The 16,818-nt window shown below is 70.8% G+C and carries 16 protein-coding genes; 4 read left to right on the top strand and 12 right to left on the bottom strand.

The genetic code is table 11. The features are described 5' to 3' along the window. Window positions 1–560: 560 nt before the first annotated feature. The 4 genes from B207_RS0123585 to B207_RS0123570 form a co-directional block, all read right to left on the bottom strand. Window positions 561–1,748, bottom strand: a complete 1,188-nt coding sequence (locus B207_RS0123585) for a cytochrome P450 (protein ID WP_018639068.1) — start codon at window positions 1,746–1,748, stop codon at window positions 561–563. A 346-nt stretch (window positions 1,749–2,094) separates the two neighbouring features. Further along, a complete protein-coding gene (locus tag B207_RS37220; RefSeq protein ID WP_230205183.1) occupies window positions 2,095–2,742 on the bottom strand; it encodes an excalibur calcium-binding domain-containing protein in 648 nt (215 codons plus the stop codon). A gap of 238 nt (window positions 2,743–2,980) precedes the next feature. Next, complete coding sequence (locus tag B207_RS0123575) at window positions 2,981–3,169, bottom strand: ferredoxin (RefSeq protein WP_018639066.1); 189 nt, start codon at window positions 3,167–3,169, stop codon at window positions 2,981–2,983. Window positions 3,170–3,194: 25 nt separating this feature from the next. After that, window positions 3,195–3,854: an enoyl-CoA hydratase-related protein gene (locus B207_RS0123570; RefSeq protein ID WP_018639065.1), complete on the bottom strand. Its 660-nt coding sequence runs from the start codon at window positions 3,852–3,854 to the stop codon at window positions 3,195–3,197. A gap of 412 nt (window positions 3,855–4,266) precedes the next feature. On the opposite strand from B207_RS0123570, the gene B207_RS0123560 reads away from it, so the two are divergent. Beyond that, window positions 4,267–5,013, top strand: coding sequence for a CBS domain-containing protein (locus B207_RS0123560; protein WP_018639063.1), 747 nt, complete (start codon window positions 4,267–4,269; stop codon window positions 5,011–5,013). 261 nt (window positions 5,014–5,274) lie between these two features. Continuing rightward, the gene (locus tag B207_RS0123555) at window positions 5,275–5,913 is read left to right on the top strand and encodes a response regulator (RefSeq protein ID WP_407671460.1); all 639 of its coding nucleotides are present in this window, start codon (window positions 5,275–5,277) and stop codon (window positions 5,911–5,913) included. Window positions 5,914–6,026: 113 nt separating this feature from the next. On the opposite strand, the gene B207_RS0123550 is transcribed toward B207_RS0123555, so the two are convergent. The 4 genes from B207_RS0123550 to B207_RS35220 form a co-directional block, all read right to left on the bottom strand. After that, window positions 6,027–6,674: a phosphatase PAP2 family protein gene (locus B207_RS0123550; RefSeq protein WP_018639061.1), complete on the bottom strand. Its 648-nt coding sequence runs from the start codon at window positions 6,672–6,674 to the stop codon at window positions 6,027–6,029. A gap of 113 nt (window positions 6,675–6,787) precedes the next feature. Further along, window positions 6,788–8,038, bottom strand: coding sequence for a baeRF2 domain-containing protein (locus B207_RS0123545; protein ID WP_018639060.1), 1,251 nt, complete (start codon window positions 8,036–8,038; stop codon window positions 6,788–6,790). A gap of 390 nt (window positions 8,039–8,428) precedes the next feature. Beyond that, a complete protein-coding gene (locus B207_RS0123540) occupies window positions 8,429–9,544 on the bottom strand; it encodes a fatty acid desaturase family protein (protein WP_018639059.1) in 1,116 nt (371 codons plus the stop codon). Window positions 9,545–9,555: 11 nt separating this feature from the next. Further along, window positions 9,556–10,725 (bottom strand): ferredoxin reductase, encoded by a 1,170-nt coding sequence (locus B207_RS35220; RefSeq protein ID WP_154675577.1) that lies wholly within the window; start codon window positions 10,723–10,725, stop codon window positions 9,556–9,558. A gap of 812 nt (window positions 10,726–11,537) precedes the next feature. Here B207_RS35220 and B207_RS0123530 point away from each other — a divergent pair. Further along, a complete protein-coding gene (locus B207_RS0123530) occupies window positions 11,538–11,759 on the top strand; it encodes a hypothetical protein (protein WP_018639057.1) in 222 nt (73 codons plus the stop codon). A gap of 69 nt (window positions 11,760–11,828) precedes the next feature. Here the strand turns inward: B207_RS0123530 and B207_RS37215 are convergent, their stop codons facing one another. Further along, window positions 11,829–13,271, bottom strand: a complete 1,443-nt coding sequence (locus B207_RS37215; protein WP_018639056.1) for a sensor histidine kinase — start codon at window positions 13,269–13,271, stop codon at window positions 11,829–11,831. A gap of 4 nt (window positions 13,272–13,275) precedes the next feature. Beyond that, window positions 13,276–13,962 (bottom strand): response regulator, encoded by a 687-nt coding sequence (locus B207_RS0123520; RefSeq protein ID WP_018639055.1) that lies wholly within the window; start codon window positions 13,960–13,962, stop codon window positions 13,276–13,278. A gap of 125 nt (window positions 13,963–14,087) precedes the next feature. Between B207_RS0123520 and B207_RS0123515 the strand changes: the two genes are divergently transcribed. Then, window positions 14,088–15,341, top strand: a complete 1,254-nt coding sequence (locus B207_RS0123515; RefSeq protein ID WP_018639054.1) for an SMP-30/gluconolactonase/LRE family protein — start codon at window positions 14,088–14,090, stop codon at window positions 15,339–15,341. 22 nt (window positions 15,342–15,363) lie between these two features. Here the strand turns inward: B207_RS0123515 and B207_RS35210 are convergent, their stop codons facing one another. Further along, entirely contained in the window at window positions 15,364–16,341 is a 978-nt protein-coding gene (locus B207_RS35210) for a M56 family metallopeptidase (protein ID WP_018639053.1), read from the bottom strand. Then, window positions 16,338–16,742: a BlaI/MecI/CopY family transcriptional regulator gene (locus tag B207_RS0123505; RefSeq protein ID WP_018639052.1), complete on the bottom strand. Its 405-nt coding sequence runs from the start codon at window positions 16,740–16,742 to the stop codon at window positions 16,338–16,340. Before B207_RS0123505 ends, B207_RS35210 begins: the two co-directional genes overlap by 4 nt. Window positions 16,743–16,818 lie beyond the last annotated feature (76 nt).

The following is a 16,818-nucleotide window of genomic DNA, read 5'->3' as shown; positions in this document are numbered from 1 at the left end:
CCACAAGGTCTCTACTGGCCGCGCTGGCGCCGCACGAGGAAACCACCGCCAACGAGAGCGAAGAACATGACAACAAGCCCGGCACGCTTCATGCGAAACCTCCACGATGAGGACTGGTGGTGACCGACCTCGCCGGCCACCACCACGTTCATGGAAACATGATACCGGCCGAGGAAGCCCCTATCGGCCTGCCGCGCGGAAGTGAAGAAGCGTTGTCCGGGAGCGGATTTCTGTTGGGTCCCGGCGCGCCGGGACCACCACGGGAACTCTTCCCGGACGATCCAGGCACCTCACAGTCGTACCCGAAGCCGGGAACACCTCGACCAGCACTCCGCAGAACGCCCGAATTACCATGCGGCCCCGCCAGGAAGAAGGCTGCCGGTTTCTGCGCATTCACGTTTCCCACTGGGTGCCCGCGCTGGTCCTGCCCAGGTTGGTCCTGCCCGGACTGGTACCGATCGGGCAGGGGTCCCTGGCCAGGGGCGGCCGGGCTCGCGGCGGAAGCCGTGCCACCGCGAGCCACCGGCCACGAGGCCAGAGCACCTGCCCGCAGGGTGAGGTCAGACGATGACCGGCAGCTTCTCGTAGCCGCGCACGGTGCTGGTGTGCAGGCGCACGGCGCGGTCCCGGTCGACCTCCCAGTTCGGGAAGCGGCGCAGTGCCTCCTCCAGGGCGATGCGGCCCTCCATCCGGGCCAGCGCCGCGCCCAGGCAGAAGTGCGGGCCGCGCCCGAACGAGACGTGGCTGTCGAAGTTGCGCCTGATGTCGTACGTGTCGGCGTCGGGGTACGCCCGCTCGTCGCGACCGGCCGAGGCGGTCAGCAGCAGCACCCGCGATCCCGCCGGGATCGTCGTGCCGTGCAGCTCGACGTCCCGTGTGGTGGTGCGGCCCTGTACCGGTGAGGGCGCCTCGTAGCGCAGCGTCTCCTCGATGGTGTTCGGCAGCAGCGACGAGTCGGCGGCCAGGTCGGCACGCTGGTCGGGGTGCGAGTCGAGCAGGTCGCAGGCCCAGCCGAGCAGCCGGGCGACGGTCTCCGTCCCGGCGGCGACGAGGAGGTTGGTGAAGTCGGCCGCCTCGGAGGTGGTCAGGCTGCGCGGCCCCTCGTCGGTGGTGATCTCGGCCTGGGCGAGGCCGGTCATCATGTCGTCTCGCGGTTCGCGGCGCCGGATGTCGATCTGCTCGGAGAAGTAGGTGTGCATCTTGATCTGGGCGGCGAAGGAGACGTCGTTGATCATCCCCTTGCCTTCCTCGATGTGGAAGGTCTGGTCGATCGTCTGGCGGATCTCCTCACGGTCCTCCGGGTTGACCCCGATCAGCTGCGAGATCACCAGCGAGGGCAGCTGGGCCGCGAAGTCCTGGACGAAGTCGAAGCCGCCGGCGCCGATCTGCGGGTCGAGCAGGTCGGCGCAGATCTGCCGGATGTGCCCCTCCAGCGCGCTGACCCGGCGCGGGGTGAACGCCCGGGAGACGAGAACCCGCAGCAGGGTGTGCGTCGGCGGGTCCATGAAGATGATCTGTCCGGTTTCGAACGGCTCCGGGCCCATGAGCTCCAGGACCGTGCCGTGCGCGGAGCTGAAGGTCGCCGGGTCGATGTGCGCGTCGTCGACGTCCTTGTGCCGGGAGAGCGCGTAGAAGTCGAGCTTGTCGTTCCGGTAGACCGGCATCTCGTCCCGCATCCGGCGCCACACGGGGTACGGGTTGACATCGACGATCTTGTCGAAGGGGTCCCAGTACAGGTCGTCCGTCACAGTTCGAGCCCTTTCCCATGCCATTTGCCCGCGCCGATCGGCACCACGGACAGTCCGTCTCCGCGACGTCAGCCGCGTCCCACACCCCGGGCAGGTGCACAGCGCCGGGCGGGCGCCACTTGGATCGTCAACGCCTACGAGCAGATTGACGTGTTTCACACCCCACGAGCAAGGAACTCCCCGCGCCGGTACGCGGCGTAGCCACCCCCTGCGGCGCAGGGAGCATGCCCCCGGACCCGCCTCGGCCGGCCCAGCGGGCCCGAACCGCCACCCGAGGAAACCGGACGAATGCATTCCGCTTAACTCGTGACTCAACGGCAGCCGCCAAAACACGGAAAGTTACCCGTCAGGACGATCCCAGCCCCGAGATCCAGCAACCAAAACGGGTCAAGAAGGGGACCTCTCGCGAGCCCTCGGTCGAGCACCGCGCCGCCGGCCCGCCGCGCCCGCAGGCCACCCCGTCCCCGTCCGGGTCGAGGCCGGCCCGGTAGCCCGGCTGCCCGGCGGCCAGCGGGGCGGCGCCCGCCGCGCGAGCCTCACCGCACGACCGGTAGTAGGCGGACGCAGATCCCTCCGCGGCCGCCGAGGGCGTCGGCGAGCCCGGCTTCGTCCGCTGACGCGACGTGGACGGCGCCCCGGGCGCACCGGAGCGCGGGGCGGTGGAACGCGGGGCGGTGGACACCAGTCCGGCCACGGCCTCACCGGCGCCCGGAGCGACCGGCTCAGCGGCGACGATCGGGGTGGCTGGACCTGTCGCGGCGCGGACGGGCGGCACCGAGGGTGCCAGCGACGCCGAGAGACCCGTCCGCGTGCCCGAGGCAGGCGGCAACGGGACGGGTGTCGGCGCCCGATCCGCGGTACCGGCGATCGCCCCACCCGGATGGCCGCTGGACTCGGCCGCGGAGCCGCTCCGCTCCGCGGCCGACCGCGGAGCCGGCAGCAGGGCAACACCGAGGAGCAGCAGCAGGAAGATCCCACCAGCTCCGGTGCTCACCCGCGGATGCCGGCTGGTCCAGCCGCCGATCCGGTTCCTGAGTTTCGCTGGGCCGTGCCACATCTCATGTCTCCCTCTGTCGACGGATAGTTTCGACAGAAATGGGACATTTATGGCTCTACGTGGACAGTCTTACACTTTTTGGCGGGAACTGATCTCCCGCGGCCACCCGACACGGGCCGGCGGGNGCCGGCGGGTGCCGGCGGGTGCCGCGCCCCTCACGGGAGACGGACGCGCCTCAGTCGATCGTGATCGCCCGTTCCGGGCAGTTCTCCGCCGCCTCACGCGCCCTGGCCTCGTGGATGGGCGGGACCTCCGGAAGGGCCACTAATCCGTAGCCCTGTTCGTCGACCTCGAATACCTCGGGACAGATGTCCCAGCACCGGGCGTGCCCCTGGCAGAGGTCGGAATCGATCGAGACCTTCATCGCTGCTCTCCTTCGTGGCTCTCCGTCAGCCCTGACCGCGGAGCACGGTCAGCACGGCAGCGTACATGCGCTCCTTGATCGCGCCGAGGGTTTCGCCCGCTCTCCCGGTGTGCGCGAGCGCCGTCTCGACGGCGCTCGGGCGCACGGAGTCCTCGGCGACCGCTCGGTCGACGATGCCGGCGGCCGCGGCCTCCGTCCCGCCGTAGCGGCGGCCGGTGAGCATCGCCTCGTGCGCGGTCTGCGGGGCGAGCCGGGCCTGGATGAGCGCAGCCATCCCCGCGGTGAACGGGATCCTGATGTCGATCTCGGGAAGACACCAGTAGCCACGGTCGGCCCGCATGACCCGGAAGTCGTGGGCCAGGGCGAACATCGCGCCGGCGGCGAACGCGTGCCCCTGTACCGCGGCGACAGTGACCACCGGCAGCGCGAGCATCCGAGCGAGGAGCTCGTGTACCGAGTCGACGTACTCCCGGTGCCGCTCGGGGTTGGCGGACAGCCAGGTCAGGTCGAGCCCGTTCGAGTAGATCCGGCCCGTCGCGGCGGTCACCAGTGCGCGGGCACCGTCGGCTTTCTCGACCTCGTCGAGGGCCGTGTTGACGGCGGCGATCCAGTCGGGATGGAACCGGTTCTCCCCATCCCCGAGATCGAGGACGAAGACGTCGCTGTGGCGGTCAAGGGCGGGCATACACGGTCCTCGGGCTTCCATCCGGCGGACAGGTCGACGTCGGCATAAGGGTCAGGCAGATCGCGTCAGGCGGATCGCGTCAGGCGGATCGCGTCAGGCGGATCGGCAGCCAGGCCATCCAGCCCCAGCCGCCTGGGCCGGACCCGCGCCGCTGTCACAGGATCCGCCGCACCGATCGCCTGCGGCAAGGGACACGACGAAGGAGACGACAAGGGCGAGGCGGCGGAGTGGCGGAGTGGCGGAGCGCGCCCACGACCGTCGCAGCCGCCGCAACCGTCGCAGCCGCCGCAGCCGTCGCGCGGTTCACAGATCCGGACCCGGGTAGCTACCTGTACACAGAGGAACACTAAATGCTGCCGTGGATATCCGCTCGGACCCGGGAAGCAGGCGCGACCAGAGACGGGATGCAGGCATGACGGAGATTCGCAACATGATCACCAAAGAGCCGGCCACGGTCGACCGGGCCGCCAGCGTCCAGCACGCGGCTCAGGAGATGGAACGCCGCGGTGTGGGCGCGCTCCTCGTCATGGACGACGGCCGTCTCGTCGGGATCGTCACCGACCGGGACATCGTGCTGCGGGGCGTCGCCCGCGCTGTCCCCACCGACGGCCGGATCGACACTCTGATGACCACCGAGGTGATCACGGTCCCCGCCGGGGTGGACGTCGAGCATGCCCACGAGCTGTTCCGCGACCATGCCTTCCGCCGCCTCCCCGTCGTCGAGGGACGCCAGGTCGTCGGACTTCTCTCCGTCGACGACCTGCTGATCCACAGTGAACGCGCGATCGCGGACCTCGTCCACCCGCTTGCCGACGAGGCGTGCGCGCCGCACCACGAGGCCAGCCCGCCCGCGATCGTGGCCGACAGCGTGCCAGCGGGGGCGCGCCACGGCGCCGGGTCCGGCGGCGCCGGGCTCGAACCGCCCGTGCGGCGGTGGGCGGTGCGGGCGCGGCCCGGTGACACGCTCGTCGTCCATCACCACAACACCGGGCAGCCGGACCGGACCGGAGAGATCTTCGAGGTCCGTTCCACAGCCGGCTACCCGCCCTTCGCCGTGCGCTGGTCCGACAACGGCCACGTGAGCTTCATCTACCCCGGTCCCGACGCGGAGATCCGCCGCGGGCGGCAGTCGACTCGCCCCGGCGCCGCCGCCCGCTGAGGGCACCCGGGCATCCGGGGCCCATCCCGTCACCCGGGCTGACCCTTCGGGGACGGTGTCCGCACCGCGGGCGGGTCGGCGACCAGGCCACGCAGCAGCGGCAGGGCCCGGCCGAGCGGGGCGGGGCGGGGAAGCCGGGGTGGGCGCTCCCGTCGTCTTCCCGCTCGCTCGCGCGTTAGCTGGGTTACAAAGCTTTCCGACGGGCGCCAGGCAGTGCCGGTGGAATTGTCGATGCGTTCCGGAGTCCGTATCGTCACTGTCGTGGAGAAGATCCGGGTGTTCGTTCTCGATGACCATGAGATCGTGCGGAATGGTCTGCGTCAGACGCTCGCCCGGCATGACGATATCGAGGTCGTCGGAGAGGCCGGGCTGGCGGCGGAGGCGCTGCGGCGCATTCCCGCCCTGCAGCCCCATGTGGCGGTGCTGGACGGGCGGCTGCCCGATGGCAGCGGCATCGACGTCTGCCGGGAGATCCGGTCGAACCTGCCGGGTGTGGTCTGCCTGATCCTGACGTCCTACGACGACGACGAGGCGCTGTTCTCGGCGATCATGGCTGGTGCGGCGGGGTATGTGCTGAAGGAGATCCGCGGCAACGATCTGGTGGGGGCGATCCGGACGGTGGCGTCCGGTCAGTCGCTGCTCGCCCCGTCAGTGACGCGCCGCGTGCTGGAGCGGCTGCGGGACGGGCCGAACGAGGATCCGGCCATGGCCACGCTGAACCAGCGAGAGCGCGAAATTCTCCAACTGATTGCGGACGGACTCACCAACCGGCAGATCGGCACCCGGTTGGGGCTGTCGGAGAAGACGGTGAAGAACTACGTGTCCAGCATTCTGGAGAAGCTCGGGCTGGCCAGCCGCACCCAGGCCGCCGTCTATCTCATGAAGCAGTCCAGCGACTGAATCGGCACCCGCCCCGGAGGCCCTGGTACCGAAGCGACAGGCACACCGGAGGCCTTCGGCGGCGGGGCCTTCGGCAGCGGGTCCAGGGCCAGTACCCGGGCCCACTGCTGTGATCATGACGGGTGGGGATCGCGTGGCAGGAGCCTCCCGAGGAGCGGCAGCGCCACACAGATGATCACGATGCTCAGCAGCCAGCCGGCGACGACGTCGCTGGGCCAGTGCATCCCGAGGTAGACCCGACTGGTGCCGACCGCGCAGGCCCAGAGCACCGGCGTCACCACGGCCAGGATCCGGGTCAGACACCGCCGGGCGTGCCGCAGCAGCGCGGCGGCCAGGCCTGCCGCCACCAGCGCGGACGTCGTGGTGTGACCGGACGGGAGGGCCGGCCCGGCTGCCTGCCAGGCCCAGTCCGGCTCAGGCGGGCGCGCCCGGTCCACCGCATGGGCCAGTACCAGGCGCACCAGCTGCCCTGCGGCGAGTGCGCCGACCGCGAGCGCGGCGGCCCACCACCGGGCCCGAGGTGCCGCCATCATCCCCGCCAGCACGCCCAGGAGGTAGGCGGGCGGCCCGCTGGCCGTCACCGTCAACGCGACCGCCGCGTCCGTACCGGCGGCGGCGCGTTGGACGAGCACCCACTGGTGCAACGTGTCATCCACGGCGAACGGGACGCCCTGCCGGCCGAGGACCGCGATCACCAGCACTGTGAGCAGGGCCGTCGCGACCGTGCCGGCGAGGACCCGCGCTCGCCGCCCGTGGCCCATGAATCCTCCGCGGTCGTGACGCGCCCCGCGGCGGAGAGTACCCACCCGAACGAGCTGTGAACGTCCACCGTCGTCACTCCGGAACCGGCGTCGTCAGTCCAGGGTCGGCGTCGTCAGTCCAGGGTCGGCGGATGCGCGGCCGAGTACCGGAGGAGGGCGCCGACCCCGTCGCCCGGCGACCCGGGTGCGCCGCTCACGACGGTGTGGACGGTGGCGCCCGTTCCCAGCGCCGCGCGGACCAGTGCATCCACCCGCGACGCACGTACCGGGTGCCGCAGACCGTCAGCCCCGGACGGGTCGACGGCGATCTCGGTGACATCATCGCCGACCCAGGCGGGACCGTCTCCCGCCCCGTCCTCGGCCAGCAGGAGGTGGCTCACCTGGCTCAGGCTGAGGGCGTAGGCCGTCGCCGCGGGACCGTCGGCGGCAGCCAGCATCGGCCGACCCTCCGCGGGGGCACCCGTGGCGGAGCGTTCCACACCGGCATCAGCACCGGCGCCGTTGCCCGGACCACGGCCGGCGCCGGCACCTCTTCGCGCGCCGACGAGGGACCTGGCCCGGGAGCGATACTGCTGGAACTCGTCCAGGAGTCCGGCCCGGCGCCGTTCCACCTCCGCCGCGAGAACGCCCATGACGCGATCCGCCAGGTGGTCGACCGAGCCGTCCCGAGCCCGGCTGCCCTGGACGACCACCACTCTCGCGGCCACGTCACGGGGCAGCTCCTCGCGGACCAGGCTGAGTGCCTTCGTATCGCCCGCGAGAATCACGACCTCGGCGGCCGTCTCGTGGGTAGCTCTCGCGATCAGCTCCGCGTCGTCCTTCGCACCGCGCTTCCAGTGTTCCTCGACGTGGCTTTCGAAGCGGCGCTGCGCCCAGCCGCCCTGGCGCGCCTTGTGCCACGGCGGCCGGGTCGTGTCCTGGGAGACCGCCGCGGTCGGGAGCGGGCCGTCCACATAGCCGAGCACGTCGACGCCGAGCCGGTCCACGACGGCGACCGCATGGGGCAGCCGCGAATCCATCCAGTTCAGCACGGGGAGCAGATGCGGCAGGGCGCCGACGTCGACGAGGTCGACGTCGGACCGTCCCGGCAGCCAGTGCGCGAACGGCACGTGCGCCTGCTTCCCCTCGCCGGAAACGACCACCACCCGGGTGCCGCCCTCGCGCTGGTGCGGGTCTCCTCGTTCGGCGAGAAACAGCTCGCAGACCTCGCGCCCGGCGCCTCGCCGTTCCAGCTCCGTGGCCAGATCGCGCCACCGCAGGTCGTACTGGTGCGCCGCGTTCTCCAGCACCGGGTCGATACTCGCGTAGGCGGTCACGAACCGGCCAGGCGAGGTGTAGAGAGAACGCAGTGCGCTGATGTCCATGTGAACCCCTCCGTGAGCTCCTCCGTCGGCTCCCTGCAGTCGGCTCCCGGCTTCGGGTTGCCCCCGTGCGCAGGCGTCAACCTCCCAGGTCACGACAGGGGTGACGGGACGGCGCTGAAGCGGTGCCGACGCGACGCAGACGAACCGGTGGCTACTCGGGCGCGGGGGCCCGTTTCGGCCCTGTCGAGGCTGCTGGTGAGCTCGAGGCGCCCGCCGGGCAGCTCGCAGACGCGGCGCACGCAGGGCAGGGCCAGCCTGGTGCCACCGGGCCTTGGCGTGCAGACGGGTCCGCACCTGGCCAGACCGGCGTCTCCGGTGGGTCGTCCACCGCCCGAGCAGGGACCGGCGCCCGAGCAGGGACCGGCGCCCGGGCAGGGACCGGCCGGCGGCTCATGCAGCGCGGGCGGTGAGCACCCGCTCGGGCGAGGTCTCAGCTGTCATCCGCCGGCCTGACCCGGGAAGAGCCAGCCGGCAGATGCGCTTCCAGACCCGGGCGGTCTGCCGAGGCAGCGAGCCCGTCGTGTACGGGAGTTCGAACCGCTCGCAGAGGGCGCGGACCCGCGGGGCGATCTGCGCGTAACGGTTGCTGGGCAGGTCAGGAAAGAGGTGGTGCTCGATCTGATGGCTGAGGTTGCCGCTGAGGAGGTGAAGCACCCCCGGGCCGCTGATGTTCGCCGAGCCAAGCAGCTGCCGGAGATACCATTCACCCCGACTCTCGCCCTCGATATCCTCCTCGGTGAACGTGGAGGTCCCGTCGGGGAAATGGCCACAGAAAATAATGGCGTGTGCCCATATGTTTCTGGTGATGTTCGCGGCGAGATTTCCCAACAGAACAGGGAGAAACGCCGGGCCAGCGAGAAGCGGAAACACGACGTAGTCCTTCAGGCCCTGCCGGCCGGCCTTCCTGGCCGCTTCACCGAGCTGACCCAGAGTGTCGCTCCACGCCTTCTCACCGCGAAAGGCCTTATCGATCTCCACATCAAAGAGCGCGATTCCCCACTCGAAGGTGAACGCGAGCCCCAGATTATAGAGCGGCTGCGCCAGGTAGACCGGGTTCCACGGCTGCTCGGGAGTCACCCGAAGGATGCTGTACCCGAGGTCACGGTCTCGGCCGAGCACGTTCGTGTAGGTGTGGTGCACGAAGTTGTGCGAGTACTTCCACTGACTCGCGGGAGCCGCGGAATCCCATTCCCAGGTGGTCGAGTGGATGTCGGGATCACGCATCCAGTCCCACTGCCCGTGCAGGACGTTGTGACCGATCTCCATGTTCTCGAGAATCTTGGCGAGCGAGAGCATCGCCGTGCCGGCCAGCCACGCCGGCGGCAGCGCGGCGGCGAACATCACCGCCCGCCCACCGACCTCGAGTCCTCGCTGGAGCGCGATCACCCGCCGGATGTACCGGGCATCGCTCTCCCCTCGACTCGCGAGGACCTCCGCCCGGATGCGGTCGAGCTCCCGGCCGAGCTCCTCGATGTCACCGGCGCTGAGATGGGTCGGTGCTGGCATCAGCCTGTTCCTCACAGATCGATATCGACGTCGCCGCCGGCAGCGGACACGCAGGTCTGGATGAGATCGCCCGGAGCTCCGTGTTCCTCGCCGGTGCGCAGGTCACGGACCCGGCCGCCGGCTAGGGGCACCAGACAGCTGTAGCAGATACCCATCCGGCAGCCGCTCGGCAGGGCGACGCCCGCCTCCTCGCCCGCCGCGAGCAGTGTGGTGCCCGCTGTCACGGTGATCTCGCGGCCGCTCCTGACGAAACGCACCCGCCCGCCGTCTCCGCCCTGTCCCTTCCGCCGGCCGCTCCCGGCCCGCCCGGCCCGCCCGGCCCGCCCGGCCTGCCCGGCCTGCCTGACCGGCCCGTCCGGGCTGACCTGCTCTTCTCCGCTGTCCTGTCTCGTCGGGCCACCCGATACGGAGCCAGGCCGCACAGCCGGATGAAAGCGTTCCGTCAGCAGGCGGTCGGCGATGCCACCCGCCCGCCAGTACGCCTCAGCGTCGTCGACCAGACCGGGAGGCCCACAGACCCAGGCCATCCGCTCCGGGAGGTCGGTACAGACCGCGGCCAGGGCTGCCATCGTCAGCCGAGGCTCACGCCGGCCGCCGGGGCAGGTGTGGTGCTCGTGCAGCCGCAGGCTGGGGAAGCGGACAGCCAGCCGCCGGAGCTCCTCGCCGAAGATGACCTCCGAGGCGTCCCGCGCGGAATGCGCGAGGAGGACATCGGGCATCCGCCGGCTTTCGGCCAGTTCGCGCAGCATCGCCATCACCGGAGTGATTCCACTACCGGCGGTCACGAAAAGAAGACGGGGCGGCAGCTTTTCCGGCAACACGAACCTGCCCGCCGGATGGCCGATACGAATGGTCCGGCCCGGCGCAAGCGCGTGCACGATGTTCCTGGACACCAGGCCACCCGGCCTGGCTTTCACCGTGATGGTGATGAGACCGTCGGGGCGGCGCGGCGGAGACGACAGCGAGAACGGCCGCCGATGCCACACCCCGTCGATTCCCACGCCTACCTCGATGTGCTGGCCGGCCAGGCCTCCCCGCCAGCCCAGACCGGGCCGGACAACGACCGTCGAGGTGTCGGGCGTCTCCGGCGAAACCGCCTCGACGCGCCCGGACAACCGGCGCCGTGACCACAGCGGATTCACCGTCGCCCAGTAGTCATCCGGTCTCAGTGGGCTTGCCATCGAAGCCGCTACAGCGCCGAGGAGAGCTCTGGTACCCAGCACCAATCTCCTTCATCACAGGCAGGCCCGTGGAGGGGACTGGCCAGACCTTTTATCAGCTGTTCCGGAGTTTTGTCGGTAGCACACCCACCCCTGCCATCACGCAGGGTACACCACCGCCACCGCCCCGACCCGTAACCGGCGCATCAGCCCAGGAGCTTCCGGACCGCCTCCGCGAAATAAGAAACACAATACTTCTCGGCACCCCCATCGCGAACCCGAGATATATCCAATCGGCGGATCGCTCCACACGAGACAGCAACGAGCGGCGGCGTGGGAAAGTTTCCGGGAAACGCCCCGGCCAGTCAGCGCTGACCGGGTTCGCGTGGCAGGCCGGCCACGCGGATTGCGATGCCGCCCGGAAAGGAGACCGACTGCGGGCGCGGCGGCCGGTGGCCGGCGACGAGCGACGGGCGACCCACCGCGAGGGCCGCGGCAGGCGTGCGGAGACGGTCGTCGCCGTATTATTCGTCGCCGCGTGGCACCTCGGCGATAACGTCAGCGCAAAACGGGATCGCCTCACCACGGAGCAGCCGCACTCCGCGTTGACGAGCCGAGGATTCTCGAACACCTCCGGAACGAGTCCATCCACGCCGATGAGACGCACGATCCACCTCGAAGCTCGAATCTGTCGGAGGAGGATTTCGACCCGTTCCCCGGCAGGAAACGGCGGATCAGGTCGCACGGGTGTGGGACACGGTTGAGCGGGTAGGTAAAGCAGCAGCTGCGGATCCTGTTTTCGTGGCACGAAGACAGGACAACGAGGGCATCACATGACTCTGCTGGCCAGCCTGCTACGGGATTTCGGCGATGTCGACCGCGACCGCCTGCTCACCCTGATCAACAAGAGCATCGTGGACGAGCGGGCCGCCATGGCCGCCGGCGCCGCCCCTCGCCGCGCGGCCGACGTCGGTCCCCGCTCGCGTCGCACCCGACTGAGCGCGGCACCACTCAGGGCGCAGATCCGCCTCGTCTCGCAGATCCGCCTCGTCTGAAGTCCCTGACCGCTCATCAGGGTCCCTGACCGCCCGCCGCTCCCCCGGCCGCCCACCCCCTTGGTCCGATCATGGTCGTCTGGCTGGGGCGCCGGGCGCGGGAAGCACGATCCGGACGGTGAGCCCGCCGGCGGGGGCATGGACCGCTTCGGCAGCGCCGCCATGCGCCGAGACGACAGCGGCGACGATGGAAAGGCCGAGCCCGCTGCCACCCGAGGCGCGCGATCGGGACGGGTCGTGGCGCCAGAACCGGTCGAAGACCCGTTCGAGGTCGTCGGTGGGAAGCCCGGGCCCGTCGTCGGAAACCTCGATGACGATGGAGCCGTCCCTCGGGCTCGCCCGCGCGGTGGTGACGGTGGCGGGTGGCGTGTGGACGCGCACGTTGACCAGCAGATTGGTCACGACCTGGCGGAGCTGGTGGGCGTCACCGGCCACGACGAGCGGTTGCGCCGACAGGTCCAGGGTCCAGGTCCGCGTCGGATCCAGCGTGCGCATGTCGTGCACGGCCTCGCGCAGCAGCGGGTTGACGTCCACTTCGACGGCCGTGGGCAGGGGGTGCTCGTCGAGTTCGGTGAGCAGCTGGAGGTCGGTGACGATGCGCCGCATCCGGCTGGCCTCGGCCAGAGCGCGTCGCATCGAGCGCTGGTGGTGCTCGCCGTCGGCGAAGGCACCATCGAGGTCGAGCTGCAGATAGCCGCTCACGCTCGTGAGCGGAGTGCGCAGCTCGTGGGATGCGTTGGCGATGAACTCCCGAAGCCGGACCTCCGACCGCGTCTGTGCCACCAGCGACTGGTCGATGCCGGTGACCATGGCGTCGAGGGCGTGGCTGAGCTGGCGGAGCTCGGTGGTCGTGGCGGCCACGACGAGGCTGCGGTCGGGATCACCGTTGGCGACTGCCTCCGCCCGCCGGGTCAGGTGCTCGATCTGACGGGTGCCGTGCCGGATCCACAGCCACGCCAGGACCGCCAGCGCCGCCGCGCCACCGGTACCGATGACGATGAAGGTGCCGATGAGATCGTCGACGAGACCGGCGAGGTCGTCGACGGGGGCGGCCACAGCCAGCAGGCGCCCGTCGCCGAGGTCGGTGGTGGTGTAGCGGTAGGTCGTGCCGTCGGGCGCCGTCACGTACTCGATCTCGCCGCTGCGGGCAGGGGCGGTGATCCCCCGCAGGTCCGGCGGGGCGGACGTCCCCGGAGTGGCCAGCACGGTCGCCGTCATGCCCTCGATCACCACCAGCGCGTAGCCGCGCTCGTCCGGCCCGGCGCCGCCACCCGGTAATCCGCCGCCCGGTAATCCGCTGTCCACGGACCCGCCGGGCACGGATCCGCCTGGCACGGACCCGCCCGTGGCGAGGACCGACGTCCGGATCTCCGGCAGGTCGGCACGCAACCGGTCGTCGATGCGGTCGCGCAGCGCATGCTTGGCAGTGGGGATGGCGACGGACCCGACCACCAGGAAGACCACGAACGTCACTGTCAGGATGCCCAGGGTCAGCTTCGTGCGCAGGTGCAAGGGATCACTCCCCGGCGGGCCGGAGCGTGTAGCCCACGCCTCGGATCGTGTGGATCAGCGGCCCGTCGCCGCCCACGTCCAGACGGCGGCGCAGCGTGCTGATGTACGTCTCCACGACGTGTCCGTCACCGTCGAGATCCTGGTTCCACACCCGGTCCAGAATCTGGTGCTTGGACAGCACCCGGCCCTGGTTGGTCATCAGGTAGCGCAGCAGGCTGAACTCGGTGGGCGACAGCTCGATCCGCTGCCCGGCGCGGCGCACCTCGTGGCGCTCCTCGTGCAGCACCAGGTCGGCGCAGGTCAGCGACGTCCCGGACGTCGACGACCCGGCCCGGTGCAGCACCGCGCGGATGCGCGCCACCAGCTCGTCGAGGACGAACGGCTTGGTCACGTAGTCGTCCCCGCCCCGCCCGAACCCCTCGAGGACGTCGCGGCTCGAGGCCCGTGCCGTGAGGAAGATGATCGGCGTCGTCTCACCCCGCCCGCGCAGACGCCGGCACACCTCGAGGCCGTCCAGCCCCGGCATCAGCACGTCGAGGACGATCAGATCGGGTGTCATCTCCGCGAGCCTGGCCAGCGCATCGCGGCCGTCCACCGCGACGGTCGTCTCGAAGCCCGCGTACCGCAGCGCCGTCCCGACCATGTCGCGGATGGCGTCGTCGTCGTCGACCAGGAGCAGTCGGGGCCGCATACCGGACAGTCAAACATCCCGACCTCAGGACGGGCTCAGGACGAAGGCGGCTCGTCCACGCGTCCTGAGGGAGGCCTGAGGTTGCGCGGAGCGCCGGCTGAGGCCGGGCTGTTCTGCTCTCGACCATGAGAAACCTCCACCGCCCCCTCGCGGCCGCCCTGCTCGTCACGGGCCTGCTCGCCGCTGCCGCCTGCTCCGGCGGTGACTCCGACAGCGCTTCCGCCGCTTCCGCCGCGAGCGGCCCAGCCACCGGCGCCTCCACCGCTTCGGACGCCGTCGGGCCCGACGGGCGGCCCGAGCTTCCCCGCCGGGAACCGTCGGGCCCGGCGGTGGACCGTCACGTCGAGGTGCTGCCACCCGGCTTCGAGCCCGTGGTGTGGACGGACCTCCCACCCCGACCCGCGTTGGACGGACCACTGGCGGCGAACCAGCTGATCGAGAACGCGCAGATCGTCGGCGAGGAGGAACTCGAGGGCGCCGAGGACGTCGCCGTCGGCCTCGACGGCCATCTCTACACCGCCACCGCCGACGGCGGCATCTGGCGCCTCACCCAGGACGCCGGCGGCGGCATCGGGACCATCGAACGCGTCGCCGCCCTGGACGGCCGGGCGCTCGGCCTCGCCGCCTACTCGCGAGACGTCCTGATCGCCGCCGTCGTCGAACAGGGCATCATGGCGGTGAACGTCACCACCGGGGACTCCTGGGTCCTCACCGACCGGATCGACGGCAACCTGATCTTCTTCGCCGACGAGGTCACGATCGCCGATGACGGAACGATCTACTTCACCGAGGCCAGCACCGTCTACCTCCCCGGGTTCCCGAACGACTTTCTCGACGGTCGGCCCAGCGGCCGGCTGTTGCGCTACGAGCCGGCGACCGGCGTCACCGACGTCGTGGCCGACGGCCTGTACTTCGCGAACGGGGTGGACGTCGCCGCCGACGAGAGCCATGTCCTCGTCGCCGAGTCGTTCCGCTTCCGTCTCACCCGGGTGTGGCTCGACGACGGGCGAGAAGGCACGACGGAACAGTTCGGGCCGTCGCTCGTCAACGGCCCCGACAACATCGTCATCGACGACCGGGGCCGGGTGTGGGTCGGCGGCAGCGACCTTCGCTCGGACGCCGTCGACGCGCTGGCCACCAGCGCCGACCTGCGCCGGCAGATCGCCGCGCTGCCCCCGGGCGAGGGGGAGGGCCTGCGCGGGCAGTACGGCTTCGCCCAGGTCCTCAGCCCCGAAGGCGAACCGGTGTTCAGCTTCCACGACACCACCGGCCGCTTCTGGGCGGTCAGCTCCGCCCTGCCCCACGACGGCCACGTCACCTTCGGCTCCCTCGCGGACCGCGGCCTCGCCCGTCTCCCTCTGCCCACCGAACTCAGCTGACGCGCGGCAGCCTCGACGTCGTCTATCCGCGGTCGATCTCGGCAGGATGACGTGAAGTGGTCACCTCAGTGCAGTGGGAGGCGAGGTCGGTAACGGCCGGCAGGACGACGGCCGCCAGTGGTGTGGCCGCGAGCGAGACCGCGACCAACAGCCTGGAGAGCATGGCGAGCCGTGCGCGGCGGGGCCGTGGAGTGACGAGGCGGAGCACTCGTTCGGTGGTTGCGGTGCCGGCCGCGTGGAACGTGCCCGTAGCCGGGTGCTGGGCCGAGGCGGGTGCGGCAAGGCGGAGGACGGCCTGCGCGAGGGTGACCGGAGTGGCGCGGCGCAGCGCCCTGTCGTCGGCTGCGAGCTCCACGAGCCGACGGACCTCGCTCAGCGCGAGGGTGAAGAGCGGCAGGCGCGGGAACGCGGTGGCGAGGATGGCGGGGAGAAGGACGATGACGTGGTGACGGCCGCTCAGGTGGGCTCGTTCGTGGGCGAGGACGGCTGCCAGTTCCGCGGGTGAGAGGACATCCAGGGCCCCGCGCGTCAGCACGATGTGCCCGCCGTCACCGGGAACGCAGAACGCGCTCGGCTGCGGATGGTCGAGGACGACCACGCCGGTCCCGGCCGGCTCGCCCAGCAGGTGGAGGTCGCAGCGATGTCGACGGCGTTCGCGCCGCGCTGCCCGGCAGACCACGAAGCCCGAGAGGACGGTCCTGCCCACCATCCAGCTGATGATGGCCAGGCCGGCGTACTCGCCCGGTCCGGACGGCGCACGCAGTTGCGGTGGCCACCCGCAGCCCTGCAGGAGGAGCACGAAGGCGTCACCGAGGGTGTGCAGCGGGGTCACGAGGACCGCCGCGGCCAGCAAAGCGACGCTCAGGACGGAGACAGCCGTGACGAGCCAGGTGCCTGCGGCCAGGCGGGGTGCGTGCGAGGTCCAGGCGGCCCGGGCGAGCCGGCGAGGGAACAGGACTCCGACGGCGGTGACATAGGCGACCAGGAGGGCGAGACTCACGAGGTCCCGTCCTCGACGCACGGTGGTTCGGCCGCCCGGGGAGGACGGCTTCGGTGCCAGCGCAGGGCTTCCTGGAGTGCCTCGTATTCGGCGGGGGCCATGGTGTCGACGAAGTGCAGCAGCGCCAGCCCTCTGTCGTCGGTCATGGACAGCACGTCGCGCATCATTCTGGCGGTGTACTCGCCCCTGCTGAGCGCGGGGCGGTACTGGTAGGAACGGCCGACACGATCCCGGACGAGCCACCCCTTGTGGAAGAGCCGGTCCATGACGGTCATGACGGTGGTGTAGGCGAGCGGCCTCGTGGACTGCAGGGCGTCTCGCACGCCGCGCACGGAGACCGGGCCGCGGGCCGCCCACAACTGGTCCATGACCTCACTTTCGAGGTCTCCCAGCCGTTCCACCGTTCCGCCCTTCCGGTCGTCAGCCGCCCCGTCGCCAGGGCCCTCCCCGCGACGGACATCTCGTTCTCGTCGTGCC

It is taken from the genome of Parafrankia elaeagni (assembly GCF_000374165.1).
Lineage (GTDB): Bacteria > Actinomycetota > Actinomycetes > Frankiales > Frankiaceae > Parafrankia > Parafrankia elaeagni.
Note: the sequence above shows the minus strand (reverse complement) of the source record. Positions and strands in the feature narration are given on the sequence as shown.